Origin of the sequence: Nocardioides thalensis, assembly GCF_013410655.1 — a bacterium.
Lineage (GTDB): Bacteria > Actinomycetota > Actinomycetes > Propionibacteriales > Nocardioidaceae > Nocardioides > Nocardioides thalensis.
Genome location: NZ_JACCFP010000001.1, coordinates 4,472,913 through 4,488,734 on the forward strand (window position 1 = coordinate 4,472,913; position 15,822 = coordinate 4,488,734).

At 70.5% G+C, this 15,822-nt stretch carries 21 protein-coding genes; 8 read left to right on the forward strand and 13 right to left on the reverse strand.

The genetic code is table 11. The features are described 5' to 3' along the window. Positions 1–104 precede the first annotated feature (104 nt). Positions 105–977: a LysR substrate-binding domain-containing protein gene (locus HNR19_RS21775; RefSeq protein WP_179669903.1), complete on the forward strand. Its 873-nt coding sequence runs from the start codon at positions 105–107 to the stop codon at positions 975–977. A 19-nt stretch (positions 978–996) separates the two neighbouring features. Here the strand turns inward: HNR19_RS21775 and HNR19_RS21780 are convergent, their stop codons facing one another. Both HNR19_RS21780 and HNR19_RS21785 read right to left on the reverse strand, forming a co-directional pair. Then, entirely contained in the window at positions 997–1,626 is a 630-nt protein-coding gene (locus tag HNR19_RS21780) for a hypothetical protein (protein WP_179669904.1), read from the reverse strand. Between the two features lie 90 nt (positions 1,627–1,716). Further along, positions 1,717–2,121, reverse strand: a complete 405-nt coding sequence (locus tag HNR19_RS21785) for a VOC family protein (protein ID WP_246303566.1) — start codon at positions 2,119–2,121, stop codon at positions 1,717–1,719. 38 nt (positions 2,122–2,159) lie between these two features. Between HNR19_RS21785 and HNR19_RS21790 the strand changes: the two genes are divergently transcribed. Further along, positions 2,160–3,146, forward strand: a complete 987-nt coding sequence (locus HNR19_RS21790) for a hypothetical protein (RefSeq protein ID WP_179669905.1) — start codon at positions 2,160–2,162, stop codon at positions 3,144–3,146. A 100-nt stretch (positions 3,147–3,246) separates the two neighbouring features. Then, the gene (locus HNR19_RS21795; protein ID WP_179669906.1) at positions 3,247–3,789 is read left to right on the forward strand and encodes a TetR/AcrR family transcriptional regulator; all 543 of its coding nucleotides are present in this window, start codon (positions 3,247–3,249) and stop codon (positions 3,787–3,789) included. Between the two features lie 26 nt (positions 3,790–3,815). On the opposite strand, the gene HNR19_RS21800 is transcribed toward HNR19_RS21795, so the two are convergent. Then, positions 3,816–4,946 (reverse strand): serine hydrolase domain-containing protein, encoded by a 1,131-nt coding sequence (locus HNR19_RS21800; RefSeq protein ID WP_179669907.1) that lies wholly within the window; start codon positions 4,944–4,946, stop codon positions 3,816–3,818. Positions 4,947–5,107: 161 nt separating this feature from the next. Here HNR19_RS21800 and HNR19_RS21805 point away from each other — a divergent pair, with 161 nt between their 5' ends. Then, a complete protein-coding gene (locus HNR19_RS21805; RefSeq protein WP_179669908.1) occupies positions 5,108–5,551 on the forward strand; it encodes a hypothetical protein in 444 nt (147 codons plus the stop codon). Here HNR19_RS21805 and HNR19_RS21810 read toward each other — a convergent pair. The 7 genes from HNR19_RS21810 to HNR19_RS21840 form a co-directional block, all read right to left on the reverse strand. After that, positions 5,520–5,954, reverse strand: a complete 435-nt coding sequence (locus tag HNR19_RS21810; RefSeq protein ID WP_179669909.1) for a VOC family protein — start codon at positions 5,952–5,954, stop codon at positions 5,520–5,522. The two genes, HNR19_RS21805 and HNR19_RS21810, sit on opposite strands and share 32 nt — an antisense overlap. Further along, positions 5,951–6,346, reverse strand: a complete 396-nt coding sequence (locus HNR19_RS21815) for a DUF6463 family protein (RefSeq protein ID WP_179669910.1) — start codon at positions 6,344–6,346, stop codon at positions 5,951–5,953. Before HNR19_RS21815 ends, HNR19_RS21810 begins: the two co-directional genes overlap by 4 nt. 51 nt (positions 6,347–6,397) lie before the next feature. Next, entirely contained in the window at positions 6,398–7,558 is a 1,161-nt protein-coding gene (locus HNR19_RS21820) for an NAD(P)/FAD-dependent oxidoreductase (protein WP_179669911.1), read from the reverse strand. Continuing rightward, positions 7,555–7,752, reverse strand: a complete 198-nt coding sequence (locus HNR19_RS21825) for a ferredoxin (protein ID WP_179669912.1) — start codon at positions 7,750–7,752, stop codon at positions 7,555–7,557. Before HNR19_RS21825 ends, HNR19_RS21820 begins: the two co-directional genes overlap by 4 nt. Continuing rightward, complete coding sequence (locus tag HNR19_RS21830; RefSeq protein ID WP_179669913.1) at positions 7,749–8,645, reverse strand: pyridoxamine 5'-phosphate oxidase family protein; 897 nt, start codon at positions 8,643–8,645, stop codon at positions 7,749–7,751. Before HNR19_RS21830 ends, HNR19_RS21825 begins: the two co-directional genes overlap by 4 nt. Positions 8,646–8,738: 93 nt before the next feature. Continuing rightward, positions 8,739–9,188 carry a VOC family protein gene (locus tag HNR19_RS21835; protein WP_179669914.1) on the reverse strand — a complete coding sequence of 150 codons (450 nt, stop codon included), beginning with the start codon at positions 9,186–9,188 and terminating at the stop codon, positions 8,739–8,741. A 143-nt stretch (positions 9,189–9,331) separates the two neighbouring features. Beyond that, positions 9,332–9,919, reverse strand: coding sequence for a CGNR zinc finger domain-containing protein (locus tag HNR19_RS21840; protein WP_343047325.1), 588 nt, complete (start codon positions 9,917–9,919; stop codon positions 9,332–9,334). Between the two features lie 221 nt (positions 9,920–10,140). On the opposite strand from HNR19_RS21840, the gene HNR19_RS21845 reads away from it, so the two are divergent. Continuing rightward, positions 10,141–11,001, forward strand: coding sequence for a polysaccharide deacetylase family protein (locus HNR19_RS21845; RefSeq protein ID WP_179669916.1), 861 nt, complete (start codon positions 10,141–10,143; stop codon positions 10,999–11,001). Positions 11,002–11,020: 19 nt separating this feature from the next. Here the strand turns inward: HNR19_RS21845 and HNR19_RS21850 are convergent, their stop codons facing one another. From HNR19_RS21850 to pdxR, 3 genes are read right to left on the reverse strand one after another with little or no spacing between them, the layout of a single operon-like run. Beyond that, positions 11,021–11,422: a hypothetical protein gene (locus HNR19_RS21850; RefSeq protein WP_179669917.1), complete on the reverse strand. Its 402-nt coding sequence runs from the start codon at positions 11,420–11,422 to the stop codon at positions 11,021–11,023. Positions 11,423–11,433: 11 nt separating this feature from the next. Then, positions 11,434–11,925: a carboxymuconolactone decarboxylase family protein gene (locus tag HNR19_RS21855; protein ID WP_179669918.1), complete on the reverse strand. Its 492-nt coding sequence runs from the start codon at positions 11,923–11,925 to the stop codon at positions 11,434–11,436. 43 nt (positions 11,926–11,968) lie between these two features. Continuing rightward, positions 11,969–13,390: a MocR-like pyridoxine biosynthesis transcription factor PdxR gene (gene pdxR, locus HNR19_RS21860; protein ID WP_179669919.1), complete on the reverse strand. Its 1,422-nt coding sequence runs from the start codon at positions 13,388–13,390 to the stop codon at positions 11,969–11,971. 127 nt (positions 13,391–13,517) lie between these two features. On the opposite strand from pdxR, the gene HNR19_RS21865 reads away from it, so the two are divergent. The 3 genes from HNR19_RS21865 (at position 13,518) to HNR19_RS21875 (ending at position 15,801) form a co-directional block, all read left to right on the forward strand. Further along, positions 13,518–14,522 (forward strand): zinc-binding dehydrogenase, encoded by a 1,005-nt coding sequence (locus HNR19_RS21865; protein WP_179669920.1) that lies wholly within the window; start codon positions 13,518–13,520, stop codon positions 14,520–14,522. Between the two features lie 228 nt (positions 14,523–14,750). Next, entirely contained in the window at positions 14,751–15,353 is a 603-nt protein-coding gene (locus tag HNR19_RS21870) for a dihydrofolate reductase family protein (RefSeq protein ID WP_179669921.1), read from the forward strand. Between the two features lie 40 nt (positions 15,354–15,393). After that, positions 15,394–15,801 carry a hypothetical protein gene (locus HNR19_RS21875; protein WP_246303567.1) on the forward strand — a complete coding sequence of 136 codons (408 nt, stop codon included), beginning with the start codon at positions 15,394–15,396 and terminating at the stop codon, positions 15,799–15,801. The last annotated feature ends 21 nt before the right edge of the window (positions 15,802–15,822 follow it).

Below are 15,822 nucleotides of genomic sequence, written 5' to 3' on the forward strand. Positions count from 1 at the left end.
TGCGTCTCCTTTCGTGTCGAAACCTGGCTCCAGCCTCGTCGGGCACCAACCATCTGTCCAACACATGCTTGTCATCCGATCCATCGTCGGTGACGATTGATCGCGTGGACCTACAACAACTGAGGTACGTCGTCGCAGTGGCCGAGCTGGAGAACTTCACGCGCGCCGCCGAGCGATGCTTCGTGGTGCAGTCGGCGCTCAGCCACCAGGTCGCGCGCCTGGAGCAGGAGCTCGGCACGCGGCTGTTCCACCGCACGAGCCGCCGCGTGAGCCTGACCGCTGCGGGAGAGGCGTTCCTGCCGGCGGCCCGGCAGTGCCTGGAGGCGGCCGAGCGCGCGCGGGCGGAGGTGGCGGCGGCGACCGGCGAGATTCGCGGACGCCTGTCGGTGGGGGTCATCCCGACCGTCGCCGCCGTCGACGTCCCGGAGGTGCTGAGCGGGTTCCACCAGGACCATCCCCAGGTGCGGATCGGCCTGCTCACCGGCGCCAGCGACGCTCTGGTGCGCCGCGTCACCGACGGGCGCCTCGACGTCGCCTTCCTCGGGCTCCCGGCCGGAGCGACGGTCGAGGGTGTCGAGGGCCACGTGCTGGCGACCGATCACCACGTCGCGGTGGTGGCCCCCGATCACCGCCTCGCCCACCGGAAGCGGCTCGGGCTCGACCAGCTCGCGGACGAGGTGTTCGCGGACTTCCCCACCGGTACTCCCGGACGGGCCCAGACCGACCGGGCGTTCGCGGCCGCGCAGCTGGACCGGGAGGTCGCGTTCGAGGTGACCGACGCCCACCTCATGGCCGCTCTGGTCCGCAGCGGGCTGTGCGTGGGCCTGCTCCCCGAGGCCTTCGCGCCGAGGCTCGACGGCGTCACGACCATCGCGGTCCGCGGCGGGCCGTCCCGGGCCGAGCACGTCGTGTGGAGCCGGCGCGGGCCCTCGCCCGCGGCGGCGGCCTTCCTCGCCCGGCTCGGGGTCGCGGCTTGAGAGCCGCGAACGGCACGGGTCACGGGCCCTGCAGCCGCCAGTCGCCACGCTCGAGCACGTAGCTGTCGACCGCCTCCGGCGGGATGCCCGGGATCGCCTCGGGATCGCTGCACCCGTGGATGCCGTAGTCCGCGCCGTACGGCGGCGGCGGACCTTGGATGAAGGAGACGCGATCGGGGGAGGCGTCCGTGATCTTCATGTAGAAGGCGTGCGGGCCGGTGCCGTTCGGCTGACCGGGCACCACCTCGTGGCGGACAACCGCCGTGAGGAGCGCGATGTCTCCGTCGACGAGCAGGCAGGTCACCCGGCCCCGACCGCGCGCCGTCCACGCCGGTTCGGCCCCGGAGGCCGGCGAGTGGTGGCGGAAGGAGAAGGCACCCCGGGTCAGGCCCGTTCGCGCGGTCTCGGCGTGCATCTGGAACCGGATCTGGTCACCCTCGACGTTCGGACCGCGCATCGTGAACCGCCCGACGCCGTCGATGGACTGCGGAGTGAGCCAGCCCGGCTCGCCGGCGCGGTCGACCGGTACGGCGACCGCCTGGCTCTCGTGGGCTCGAGACGAGTGCGCGGCGGCGGTCGTGGCGACGGCCAGACCCGATCCAGCGAGGACGATGAGGCTGCGGCGAAGAAGGGAGGTCATGGATGGCATGGCCACCATCTTCTTTTCGCCGCAACGGTCAGGCGCCCCTCGAACGAGTGACCTGACCCCCTCGCGCGGGTGAATGTCTGGTCGGCGCGGTCAGAGGTCCTTCTGACCGACAAGATGGACGATGCCTGCTGGGTTGGTGATCCAGTGCGCCCGTGCCGTGTCGGGCAACGGCTCCAGCTCGTCCTGCGGCGTCACGCCGGCGGCTGCCAAGCGATCCATCGCTGCGGCGATGTCGTCGGTGTCGACCTGGAGCCAGAGGTCGGATCGGCTGTAGTTCTCCACCTCGTCGAGCCACAGTGTGTTCGGCCCGAACTCGCAGCGGTGGCTTCGTGAGACGCCGGTGGCGATCGCCGAGTCGCTGACGTCGGTGACGGGCAGGTCGAGGACGTCGCGGTAGAACGCCACCGTGGCGTCGTACTGCGCTCGCGGGATCTTCATCGCGATGTTGACGCTGCCGGAGAAGCCCGGCATCGCCGTCCTGGAGTCGTCGCTCATCGGTTTCGTCCTTCCTCACGTAGCGCCACCATGCGCCGGTGTCTGTTCGAGCGGATCATGCGATACCGTACGGTATGCCATCGACGCAAGGAAAGCCTTCCAGGATCAGGATCGTGGCCGGTTACGGTCTGGTGGTCGCCGTGGCGCCGTACCTCGTGCTCAAGGCGCTCTGGGTGGCGGGCGTCATGGTCGGAGTACCGGAGAGCTCTCCTGCCCATTCCGGGTGGGAGGTGCAGAACATCGTGACGGGCCTGATGGACCTCGTGGCGGTGGCGGTGGCGATGGCGCTGACCCACCCGTGGGGCATGCGGGTGCCGGCCTGGCTCGTGATCGTGCCTGCATGGATCGGGACCGGCTTCCTCGTGCCCGCGGTACTCCTCGTGGTCACTGGCTTCACATCGTCATTGACCACCACGGGGGAGCTGATCAGCTTGCGTGAAGGACTGGTCGAGGACTGGGCGTACGTCCTGGTCGGATCGTCGTTCGCGATCCAGGGGGTTCTCGTCACGACGTCGTTCGCGTTGTACTCCCGCGTCAGGTGGGAGGCGGCGCTCGCGGGCACGTGCCGACGCGGCCCCACCTTCGGGGTCCAGCGAGTCCTCGGGGTGACGGCCGCCGTCCTTGCCGCCGGCGTCGGTGTCGTGAGGATCGGGCAGGGGATCTTCGCGCCGGACGGCTGGTACGACGTCCCGTGGACGTTCCTCACACGATTCGGCGAGCTCGTCGAGGGTGGCCTGGCGTTGCTCGCAGCCGCAGGCATCCTGGGCCTGATCGGTCTGTTCCGCGGTTGGCCGCTCGGCCGGGCAGTGTCAGCGACGTGGATCGGCAGCGGCTCGCTGTTCGCCTACGGCTTCGGACGCACGATCAGCCTGGCGGCCGGCGCGGACCTCAGCGACCAGATGACATCGGTGTACCGGATGTTGAACCTCACGGGCATGGTGGCAGGCCTGGTGATCGCCCTGTCCGCGGCCTTCGTGATGGCCGAGCGGGCGGCAACGCCGGCGCGCGAGCCGGCGACGCCCTGAGCAGCTCCGCCGCGCGACCGGTCGAGTGCGTAGGTGGCCGGAGCACGGCGATCGATAGTCTCGCGCACGTGCCGCCAGGCGCCTACGGAAAGGTGCGAGCATGTCAGTTCGCGAGAGATGGCTCGAGAAGGGCCTCGACGTCCTGGCCCGCGAGGGCCACCGGGCCGTCACGATCGATCGGCTGTGCAACGAGCTGAGCCTGACCAAGGGCAGCTTCTACCACCATTTCTCGGGGGTCGCCGACTTCGAGGCAGCGATGCTGGAGCACTTCTCCTACCGGGAGACGCAGCGCTACGTTGAGCTTGCCGAGGCAGGTGCGGGCGACGCGCCGCAGCAGCGGATCAAACGGCTGCAGGCGGCAGTCGTCAGGGGCGGAGCCGGCTCCGCGTCGCTGGAGGTCGCCGTGCGGGGCTGGGCGACGCAGGACGCGGTTGCTCGCACCGCACTCGAGGAGATCGATCGTCGCAGGCTCGACTACCTGGAGTCCGTGCTCCAAGACATGACGAGCAGCAAGAGCGAAGCCCGGGCGGTGGCGCGGATGATCTACCTCGTCCTCATCGGCGGCTACCACCACCTGCCGCCGATGCCGATGCGGGAGATCTCACGCCTGTGGGACAGGATCCTCGCCACGCTCGAGAGCTAGCGGCGACGCGACGGCGCGAGCAGTGGTCAGCCGCAGAGTGCCTCGTCGATCAGGGCGTCGACCGCGTCGTCCGGATCTCCCGAGAAGTCAGGGGTGAGGGCGACGGTGACCTGCCGGTCGCGCTCGCCGCTCGCGAAGGAGTACGACTGGAACGCGATGGCGTCCCCGTCGTGACCATAGGCGACGTCGCCGCACGAGGTCCGGACGATCCACAAGCCCAGGCCGTAGCGCCCTCCGGGAGTGCTGGGGGTCTTCATGACCGTCACCAGCTCGGGCGAGACGAGCTCGCCGCTGAGGAGGGCATCGAAGAAGTCGTTCAGGTCCTCGGTCGTCGAGATCATCTCGCCGGCCGCGCCCATGATGGAGGGATTCATCTCGGTGAAGTCGGCCAGCTCGACCCGACCGTCCCGTAGGAGCGGTACGTAGCCCTGGGAATGCGGACCATTGATCCGCGTCCGGGTGCCCGGCAGCGAGGTGTCGCTGAGCTTCAGAGGTCGAAGGATCCGCTGCTCGATGGCCTCGCCGTAGCTCGCACCGACGACGCGCTCGACGATGGCTCCCAGGATCGTGTAGTTGGTGTTCGAGTAGGAGAACTCGGAGCCCGGCCTGTCGAACACCGGGGGATGAGCAAGCGCCCGATCGATCAGCTCCTGGGGTGTCCAGGTGCGGCGGGTCGCTTCGAGAAAGGCCGGTGCAGGTGGTCTCGGCATGGTGCGGAACGAGTCGAAGATCCCGCTCGTGTGGCCCAGCAGGTGCCGGACGGTGATGTCCTGAGCCCTCGGGATGGCGGGGAACCACAGCGCCAACGGGTCGTCGAGCTCGATGAGGCCCTCGTCCACGAGCTGGAGGACGACCGTCGCGGTGAACGACTTGGTGATGCTGCCGATCCGGAACCGGCTGTGCTCCAGCACCGGCCGCGTGGAGCCGATCTCGGCCACGCCGGCGCTTGCGCGCCACGGGCCGCTATCGCCGCGCACCTCGACGAGGGCACCGACGGCACCGTGGCGGACGACTCCGTCGAGCGAGCCCTGGAGGTCCCCGGAGGTGGTGTGATGGCCGTCCGCTGCGGCACCGAGTGCCGTGGTGCCGGCCAACGCCGCCGCCGAGATCATCGCGGCCGTGGTCGCGAGAGCGCGCGCCGTACGTGTGCTGAACATCGTTGTTCCTTTCTGGGATGAACAGCCACTGTCCTGCGGGGGATGTGCCCGCGACCATTGGTGAGACCCCTGGGCCGGCCCCGAACCAACCCGCAGCGATCCCCGCTCGCTACGGCGGAACATACCGTGTGGTATGTTTCGGCATCCGGAAGGGGCGGCTCATGTACGAACGCGCGGGGCGCATTCTCCACCGGTCCTGGGCGATCGCGGTGGCGGTGTCGGTGGTGCACTACGTCGACAACTACGTGAACTACCGCGACTACCCGGCGCCGGCCCCTGGCAGCGACGTCCCGGTGCCGTCCCAGGCCGCGGTCGGGCTGTCGTGGTTCGTCTTCACCGCGTTCGGAGTCCTGGCGCTCGTCCTCTGGCACCGCCGCAGGATCGTGGGAGCGGCCGTCGCGCTCACCGTGTACTCCGTGTCAGGCCTGGTCGGCCTCGCCCACTACGCGGTCCCCGCGGCGACGGACATGGCATGGTGGCGACAGGGCCACGTCGTCCTGGACATCGCCTGCGGCCTGGTGCTGTTCGGTTTCGCGCTGTGGGCCACCGCCCGAGCGGGGGAGCTCCGCAGCGTCAGAGAGCCGGCCCGTTCGGGCTCCAGATGATCTCCCACAGGTGACCGTCGAGATCACGGAAGTAGCCCGAGTAGATGCCCCACGGGCGGTCGTGGGGCTGATCGGTGAACGTCGCGCCGGCCGCCTTCGCCTCAGCGAGCACGGCGTCGACCTCCTCCCTGGTGTCGACGAGGTGGCCGATGCTGAACTCGGCTGCGTTGGGAGACCCCGCCGCGACCTTGGCGTCCTTGGCCAGCTCCGATCGGGGATAGAGCGCCAGGATGAGCCCACCGGCGAGCTTGAACATGGCGACGTCGCCTGCGGGCGTGCTCTCGTCGCCCTCGAACTCGGTGCCGATCACGCCGGGCGTCTCCAGCCCGAGGGCCCGGTAGAACCCGACGGCTCGATCGAGATCGTCCACGGCCAGGGTGATCACGCTGATGTGATGTCTCATGCCTGGACCGTGTTGCGACGGGCGAGGAACGCGATGACGAGGAAGAGCCAGAATCCCGAAAGCGGGCTGAGGATGACCCCCCAGGCCCCGGTCAACCCGAGGGCGAGCGCGAATCCCCGCGGGGCGCCCGTGCCTCGTCGCTCCGCGAGCATCACCATCCAACCGACAGCTCCCAGCAGGAGGCCGGCGGTGACGTACCAGAACGCCGCGGCCCGGAGCGTTGTCAGGTCGGGGTCCGAGTCGACGGCCCCGAGCACGCCGGCGTCGAGGATGCTCTGCAGCGAGTCGGCGTAGAACAGCGGAGTCGCAAGGACGTGGACCACCGCCAGGAGCACGGTCCAGAAGCCCGAGGACCTTGTCATTGTGGTCGGGCTGGCGATCAAGGTCGACATGGCCAAACCATACGGCATAGTATGGAGTCGGAGCAAGCAGCCTCTCCCGGACTATCCGGCAGCAGCGGCCTGAGTCAGGAGCTCCGTCCGGTAGTCGACGAGGGCGCGCGGACGCCCGTTGGTGATGGCTCCGACCAGACGACCGCGGTGGCGGTACTCACCGGTGAACCGGTCCGTGCCGTCGTGGTCGACCAGCGTGAACTCGAACCGGGAGCCGGTGAAGCCGACGGACTGCAGGCGCCAGTCGTACTGGTGCGACCAGAACGACGGAAGGAGCGCAGCCCGGTCGTCGGGAAGGTCGCCGAGAAGGGCGCGGGCAGCCAGCCGGCCCTGATCGGCGGCGGTGGCGTAGTGCTCGATCCGCACGTGCTCGTGGTCGAGCACGGGGTGCGGCCAGCGGGCGACGTCGCCCGCGGCGGTGACCCCCGGGGCCGCGAGCCCGCGGGCGTCGACCATGACCCCGCCGTCGACGCGGAGACCCGAGCCGGCGAGCCAGCCGGTCGAAGGGTGGGAACCGAGGGCGGCCACCACGAGGTCGGTGGCCACGACCGCGCCGTCGTCGAGCTGGACGCTCAGGCTCCTCAATCCACCGGACAGGCGGCGAACCTGCGTCTGGAGCCGGACATCGACGCCGTGGCTTCGGTGGAGGTCCGCGACCAGGTGGCCGACCCGCGCGCCCACTGCGCGAAGAAGGGGCTGCGGTCCGCGATCCACGAGGGTGACGTCCTTGCCGAGCTGCACAGCAGCGGCCGCGACCTCCGTCCCGAGAAAGCCGCCGCCGACCACGAGGACGCGCCGGCTCGTGGTGAGCCGGTCCCGCAGCGCGGTCGCGTCGTCGAGGCCTCGCAGCCGGACGACGCCGGGGTGCGCGAGAGCGGGAGGCTCAGCGCGCGCCGCGGCACCGGTCGCGATGACCAGCCCGTCGAAGCCGATCTCCTCCCCTCCCGCCAGGCGCACCCGGCGCGGGCGCAGGTCCAGTCCGGCGGCCGCCCGGCCCAGCCGCCATTCCGCTGCCAAGTCGTCGGCCTGGGGGAGGTCGAGCACGGGGGGCGTCGTCGCGAGCAGGTACTCCTTCGAGAGGGGAGGCCGTCGGTACGGGCGGTGTCTCTCCTCGCCGATGATCACAAGCCGTCCGTCCCAGCCGCGGCGGCGCAGCTCCGCGGCGGCGCTGAGCCCGGCCAGTCCGGCACCGGCCACGACAACCGTCCTCATGCCAGGTCGCCGGAGACCCTGATCGCCTGGACGGGGCAGACGAGCGCCGCGCTGCGGACCGCCTCGTCGTGCTCCGGGCCCGGGTCGGCGTCGTACACGAGCTCGTCGTCCTCGTCGAGGGAGAACACGTCGGGGGCGGCGAACACGCACTGCGCGTGGATCTCGCACGTCGTGCGGTCGACATCGATCTTCATGGCTGCGAGTCCTCGAGGGGTGGGTTGAACCGGGACAGCCGTTCCAGGTCCCAGCGCAGGGAGACACGGTGGTCGAGCTGGATCACCCGGCTGATCTCGAGGTCGACGACCCGTTGGGCTCCGGGCCACTGCGCCGCGCGGTCCTGGTCCCAGTCGACGCTGGCCGTGCCGCTGACGTGCAGGGTGTGACCACGCTCGAAGTCCACGAAGAGCAGGCCGGCACGGGGGTCGAGGTCGAGGTTCCCGAGCGTCATGTACATCGAGTTGCCGACGTAGTCGGGCCAGGAGACCCGGTCGGAGGCGACGTCGACGAACCCGGGATTCCCGCCGCGATGGCTGGCGTCGGAGCCAAGTCCCGCGGCGGTGGTGCCGACGAAGAACGTGTCCGCCGAGCCGATCCAGGCGACCTGGTCCTCGGTCAGCGTGCTCCCGGTGGACCGTGAGGTGACCGGTGACCCGTCGACGAACCGCCCGCGGCGGGTCTGGATGTACTTCGGGCAGTTGCCGAAGACCTGGTCGGCCTGCACGGTGAGCAGACCGCCGTCCAGCCGTGCACGTCCGTTGATCCGCATCCGGCGCCGGGTCTCGGGCTCGATCGCGATCATGCCGATCTCGTGGGGCGAGTCGAACGCGCCGAACAGTGGGTCCTCCGGTGGCAGCTCGGTCCGGATCCGGACGGAGGAGTCCGCCCCGGCCTGGATGAAGCCGGGTTCCCCGACCAGGATCGTGGTCCACACCGCGCCGTCGCGGACAGCGGAGACCACGATCATCCGCTGATCCAGCAGGAACTGCCCCGCGACGGCGGGGATGTCGTTCACGACCGTGGCGCTCCCGTGCGCGACCCCGTGGATGCCGGCACGGGCCTGCACGTTGAGCTCTCCTGGGTGATGCATGTGTTCCTCAGTCCTCTCGCATCAGATCTCGGTCGACGGGACGAGAGAGGGTCCGGGACCGCGTCGGTCCCGAACCCTCTTCGCCCCTGCCGCTCAGAAGAAGCCGCAGGTCGGCGCGTCCGGCACCGGCGCGGGGTGGCCGTCGACGCCGGTGGTGGCGTAGATCTCGAGGCGGACGCCGTCGGGATCGTTGAAGAACACGCCGCCCGACGGCGCGCCCTCGCCGTGCGCGACGATGCCGTCGTAGGCGAACTCCACGCCCAGCCCCTTGAGCGTCTGCTCGGCGGCACGCACCGCCGCGACGTCAGCGACCTCGAAGGACAGGTGGTGCAGGCCCGGGAGAGCAGTGGGGAACTCGCCGTCGCTCTGCTGCCACAGGGCGATGGACAGGACGCCCTCGTTGCCGAGAAGCGCCCAGGCGCGTTCGTCCTTCGACCGCGCCAGGACGTCGAAGGCGAACAACGCCTCGTAGAACGCGATCGAGCGGTCCAGGTCGGTCACGTTCAGTGCGACGTGTCCGGTCTTCAGAGCCGGCTTGCTCACGGTTGACCTCCATCATCTGCGCTGCCCCGTCGTCCCCGTTGGATGACTAATGGAATAGGGCAAATGCGCCATTAGGAGGAAACGGTAACCGCGGCGACTAATGGATGGCAAGACCAGAAGCGTTAGAAACTGCGATTCACTGCTCAACGGCCGGCGCCACCCTTGGTGCGCTGGTAGTGCCGGGCCACCCGCGCGCGGTTGCCACAGGCGTCGGAGCACCATCCGCGCCTGGCGGGAACGCGCGCGAAGTAGAGGACGCACCCCGGGCCGTGGCAGACGCCGAGCCGCCGGCCGGCCTCGTCGAGGACATCGGTGGCATCGAGGGCCACGTTGGAAAGTGTCCGCGCGAATCCTCTGAGCTCCGTGGACCAACCCCGGCGATAGCCCCCGTCCTGGTCGTGGAGCAGCTCGGGCGACAGCGCCCCGAGGAAGCCGTTGAGGACGCCCAGGGCGTCCTCGGTCGACAGGTCCGGCACCGCTCCGGGGCGGTCGTCGTCGAGCGCCGAGGCGGCGAGGCGGCGTACGGCGTCCCGCAGCGCGCGGGCGCTGTCGAGGTCGTCGCGCGTGAGCTTGCTGGCGGGCGAGAGCCCGCACTGCCGGGCCCACTGCTCGAGCTGGCCGACGGTGCCCAACGCGTCGTGCACTCCGTCGCGGTCGGCCCAGATGGTGTTCATGAGCCGCACCGGAACGGGCTCGGACGGATAGAGGTTGGGGACTTCACCGGCTGTCACGATGACGCACCTGCTCTCAACTTCTAACGGAGAGATGATTGTGTCCCGTTAGTCTAGTCCCAGGGGCGCCGTCGTCGATCGAGCGAGCCCCGGGCCCTCGTCATCCCGCCCGGCCCGACGCGTCGTGGGCGTCTCCATGTCACGCATCGTGCGCCCGGTGCGTCTGGTGGTCGTGCCGACCCCGTCCATCCCCCTCATCCCCTGAAAGAAGGCGATCCACGATGCACGCAGACGTGTTCGACTACAGCCCGATCATCGAAAGAGAGCCCGTCCAGTGGCCCGGTGACGCCAAGGTCGCGGTCTACATCGGGCTCAACATCGAGCACTTCCACGTGGACCGGCCGTCCACCTCCCTGGTCGAGGCGACAGCCGGCCTGGTGCCGGACGCCCTCAACTACGGGTGGCGCGACTACGGCGCCCGGGTCGGCATCTGGCGGGTCATCGAGATCCTCGACCGGTACGGCGTGCGCGCCAGCGCGCTGATCAACTCCGAGGTGTGTGAGCAGTACCCGCAGATCGTCGCCGCGGGCCGGGACCGCGACTGGGCCTGGCTCGCCCACGGCCGCACGAACTCGAGCATCCATGCGAACCTCGGTCCCGAGGAGGAGCGCGCGGAGCTGCTGGAGATCTCCGAGACGATCCACAAGGCCACCGGGCAGCAGCCTCGAGGTTGGATGGGCCCGGCGCTCACGGAGACCTTCCAGACGCCTGCTCTGCTCGAGGAGCTGGGCTACGGCTACACGCTCGACTGGACGAACGACGACCAGCCCTATCGGTTGAAGCACGCCGACGTGCTGAGCATCCCCTACAGCGTCGAGCTCAACGACCTCGGCATCTTCAGCCTGAAGGGCCAGACCGGTCGCGAGTTCGAGCAGATGGTCATCGACCACCTGAACCAGCTGATGACCGATGTGCCGACCGGTCGGGTGATGGGCCTGGCCCTGCACCCCTTCATCATCGGTCAGCCCGCACGGGCCAAGTACCTCGACCGGGCCCTGCACTACATCACCTCGCAGACCGGGGTCTGGCTGACGACGAGCGACCAGATCGAGTCGCACTTCCGCGAGACCGCGGCGACGTGATCGGGTCCCGGCGTCGGGCTCACCGAGACGGTGGGGCGACGCCGGGCCCCAACCGGGAGGCCGCTCGTCGCCACAGTGGTTCCGGCCCCTGCCAGGCCTGGTGCCAGGAGCTCGACGTCAGGTTCCCCCGTTGCCGGTACCTCCGCACGACGTCGAGGTGGTCCGGGCGGACCACGAAGGACATCAGGGACTCCCGGTCCCGCCAGACCGACACGGACCCGCAGGTCCCGGCGAACGGTCGCGTCCACAACCACATCCCGACCGCTCCGTGGAGCTCGGGCCACCCCTCCCGCAGCCGCATCCCGGCCCGGAAGATGCCGGGCAGGTCACGACGGACGGCGGGGGCGAAGACAGTCACCTCGACCAGCACCGGGCCCGAAGGCTCCCGCTCGGGCCCGCGGGTCCAGGAGCTCCGCAGCACCAGCGGCATCGTCAGCCCTCGCGGCGGACGGCGGTCGGCCAGCACCGGGTCGCGACGCCGATCGCGTTCCAGGTGTTGATCGCGATGACGAGGCTGAGCAGGGCCGCCGCACCCTCCTCCCCGAACGCGGCGACCACTCCCCGAACGCTCTGCTCGGGGACCTTCGTGGTCGCCATCATGGTGACCTGCTCGGTGAAGTCGAGCGCCGCCCGCTCCCGCTCGGTGAAGAGGCCCGACTCGACCCACACCGCGACCGCGTCGACGCGTTGAGCGGACACGCCGGCAGCGCGCGCGGCGCGGGCGTGCATGTCGACGCAGTAGGAGCAGCCGTTCAGCTGCGAGGCACGCAGTCGGACGACCTCCCGTACGGCGGGCTCGATGCCGACACGGTCGAGCTCTGCGGTGGCGGCGTCGTCGAGGGCGCTGACGGCTCGCGAGAAGCCGGGAGCGATGGCGTCGAAGTCGAGGCGGACGGGGACGGAGACGTAGTCAGTGACGGTCATGCGGGCGACGCTAGGCGCGGGTGCAGCCAAGCCGCTGGGGCAATCATCGCGTGCGCGGCCGGGCCAATGCGGCCCCCGCGGGCGACGCGGAGCGGATGCTCTCGACCAACAGCTGCAGGGCCCGGTCGTACTGCGCCGGCGCGGGCTCGGCGTAGCCGATCGCGAGGGCCGGGGGAAGGTCTCCGGGTGCACCCTCGCAGGAGAACGACCCGAGGCCTTCCAGTCGCAGCCCGCGATCGAGGGCCTCGCGCAGCACCGCGTCCTCCGGCACGTGTGGAGGAAGTGTGAGCAGGCACTGCAGGCCTGCCGACAGCCCGGTGACCTCGCACCCGGGCAGCTCCTCGGCCGTGACCTGCGCCAGTCGCGCCCGGCGCATGCGGTAGGTCGCGCGCAACCTGCGGACGCTCCGGTCGTAGTGGTGGTCCGTCAGGTAGCGGGCGAGGGCCAGCTCGTTCAGCGCCGACGGCCGGGCTCCGGAGAGGTCGCGCTGCTCGAGGACGTCGGGGAGCAGCCAGCCGGGAAGGACGCCCCAGGCGAGGCCGATCGCCGGCACCGTCGCCTTGCTGGCCGTGCCGACGTACGCGACCCGGTCCGGGGCCAGGGACTGCAGTGCGCCGATCGTCCGGCGGTCGTAGCGGAACTCTCCGTCGTAGTCGTCCTCGATCACGAGTGCGCCCGTCCGTCCGGCCCAGCTCGCCAGCCACCTGTGTCGGTCGGGGGCGAGCGGGACGCCGACCGGGAACTGGTGCGCGGGCGTCAGCACGACGGCCGACACCCCCAGCCGCTCCAGGAGCCGTACTTCGGCTCCGTCCTCGTCGACCGGCACCGGCACGACGGTGAGCCCGGCGGCCGCGATCACCCGGCGGTGGCTGTCGTGGCCGTACTGCTCCACGGCCACACGTTCGGCCCCACGGTTGCGGAGCGCTCGGCACACGAGTCCGAGCAGCTCCGCGTAACCGTGCCCGACCACGATCGAGTCCTGGCGCGCGACGACGCCCCGGGTGCGCGCGAGGTACGCCGCGAGCGCGGCCCGCAGCTGCGGGGTGCCGGCCGGGTCCGGGTAGCCGAGGTCGGCGGCCGACGCGTCGAGAACCGCCTGCCTGACGGCCGTCGTCCACTCCCGCCGCCCGAACACCGTCGTCGACGGGATGCCGGCGCGGAGGCCGACCCAAGGGCGCTTCCTCACGGGAGCGGGGCGCGCACCGGAAGCGGCGGTCCCACGGTGAGCCACCCAGGTCCCGGCTCCGACGCGGGCCGTCAGCCATCCCTCGGCCGCGAGCTGTGCGTAGACGTCGGCGACGGTGTTGCGGCTGATCCCGAGGTCCGCGGCGAGACTCCGGGCGGCCGGAAGACGGGTGTCGGGAGCGAGCCTGCCGTCGGTGATCGCCGCCCGCAGTGCCTCTTCCAGCGATCGCCCGGGCCGGCCGCGGGTGAGGTCCAGGTGGAGGTCGAGTCCCAGCGGCACGCCGGAGATCTTACGGATTGGCCCAGACAACACTGAGGCGTATCGCGCTGTTACGTGGGTAGATCGCGGCCTCGAGCGCTCGCGATCTCGCCGGAAGCAACGGCCGGTCGGGCGCGTTCACACCACCATGACGACCGGTGACCTGCCCACGACGATGAAGGGGCTGGTCCAGCGGTCCCTCGACGGCCCCGCTGCCCTCGAGCTCGTCCACGACCTGCCGGTGCCCCAGGCCGGGCCGGGGGACTACCTGGTGAAGGTGGGTGCCGCGGGCCTCAACTTCGCTGATGTCATGCAGACCACGGGACGCTATGCCGGTGGCCCGGCGGCGCCGTACGTCGCCGGGTTCGAGGTGGCGGGTGAGGTCGTCGCGGTGGGGCCGGATGTCGCGGACCCGTTGCCGGTCGGCAGCCATGTCATCGGGGTGGGTCCGGGTGCCTTCGCCGAGTACGTCGCTGTGGCGGCCGTGGCTGCCGCGCCGGTGCCGAAGGACTGGAGCGACGCCGCTGCCCTGGGGCTGGTGCTGAACTGGGCCACGGCCCTGGCGGCGCTGCGGCCGATGGGCCGGCTCGCGGCGGGGGAGTGGGTGTTGGTGCACGCCGCGGCGGGTGGGGTCGGTCAGGCCGCTGTCCGGCTGGCGCGGCACTACGGTGCGCGGGTGGTGGCGTTGGCGTCCGGCCACAAGCACGACGTACTGGCCGGGCTCGGTGCCGAGGTGGTGCTGGACCGGGCCGGGACCGATCTGACGGCGCGGATCCTCGAGGCGACCGGTGGTGTCGACCTGGTGCTGGAGTCGGTGGGTCGGACCACGTTCGAGACGAGCCTCTCGGTCGCGAAGCCGTTCACGGGCCGGGTGGTGGTGTTCGGTGCGGCGTCGGGGGACGCCTCGGTCAGCACCCACGACCTGGTGTTCGAGCACCGGGTGCACGTCGCGGGGTTGCACATCGGGGCGTTCGCCGAGCAGGTTCCCGGCCTGTACGCGGAGCTGGTTGCCGAGCTGGACGAGCTGATCAGGCTCGGGGTCATCGAGGCCGGAGCCCCGACGCTGTACTCCCTGGAGGACGGTCCGGCTGCGATGCGAGCCCTCGCCGACGGAGGCACAGTCGGCAAGCTGGCCATCACCCCATCGGCCTGACCGTGCCCGGCGCCGGGGAACGGGGCCTCCCGGCCACGTCGGTTCGCCCTGTCCGAGCACACCACCCTCGCCAGCGGGGTCGCCGTGCTCACCTACAGGAGCGAACGCAGCGTGCGAGGGGGCGTTGCCGGCCGGACCGCCGGCGACCGATGAGCTCCGGAGGAGTGGCCGGTCTATTCAATCAGATGGTTGAACAGCAGCCCGGACAAGCGAACGGAGATATTGGTCATGAGCAGCGTGGTGATGCACAACGTGGTGTCGGTGGACGGCTTCATCGCTGACGCGAACGACGAGGTCGGACCGCTTTTCGACTGGTACGGCAACGGTGACGTGCCTGTCGGCAACCAGGGTGCGATGGTGTCGCGTGCGTCCGCCGACTACCTGGCGCAGGTCTGGGAGCGGCTCGGCGTCCTGGTCATCGGGCGCTCGTTGTTCGACCTGACCGACGGGTGGGGCGGCGTGCCGCCGTCAGGCGAGCACGTCGTGGTCGTGTCCCACCGACCGCGACCGGAAGGGTGGCACCCCGAGGCGCCCTACCACTTCGTCGACGGAGTCGCGGCCGCGATCGAGCGAGCCAAGGAGCTCGCCGGCCCGGACCGGAACGTCGGTGTCGCCGCGGGCGACCTCGGCGGGCAGGCCCTCGAGCTCGGACTGGTCGATGAGGTCGCGATGGATGTCGTCCCGGTCGTCTTCGGGTCAGGAAAGCGATTCTTCGGCGCCGTCGACGGCCAGCACCTGCTCGACGACCCGCACGTCGTGATCCAGGGCGATCGGGTGCTCCACCTCGCCTTCCGGGTCCGCCGACTCGGTCGGGACCAGCGCCTCGCGTAGCGGAGGTCTTGCCGGACCGACCATCGGGTACCGCACCGGCATGAGTGGCATCGTCTCGACGTCGCCGGTGGTCGGCGTGCTCCTCGCCACCCTGGCGCTGTCGGCGTGTGGCAGCAGCACCACGGACGGCGTCGCGGACGTCGCGGACGAGTTCTACGCCGCCCTCGCCGATCATAACGGGGCGGCGGCGTGTGCGCTGCTGGCTCCGGCCACCCGCTCGGAGCTCGAGCAGTCCGCCGGCAGGCCTTGCCCGCAGGCGATCGTCGAGGAGCGGCTGCCGAGCCCGGCAGGAGCCGGATCGGTGCACGTCTTCAACACCGCGAGCAACGTCGAGTACCAGGGGGAGACCACGTTCCTCGGCCTCTTCGACGACGGGTGGAAGGTGACGGCTGCCGGCTGCACCGCTCGTCCTCCGCATCCCTACGACTGCACGATCTCGGGAGGTTGACCGATGCGCGTCATGTTCGTC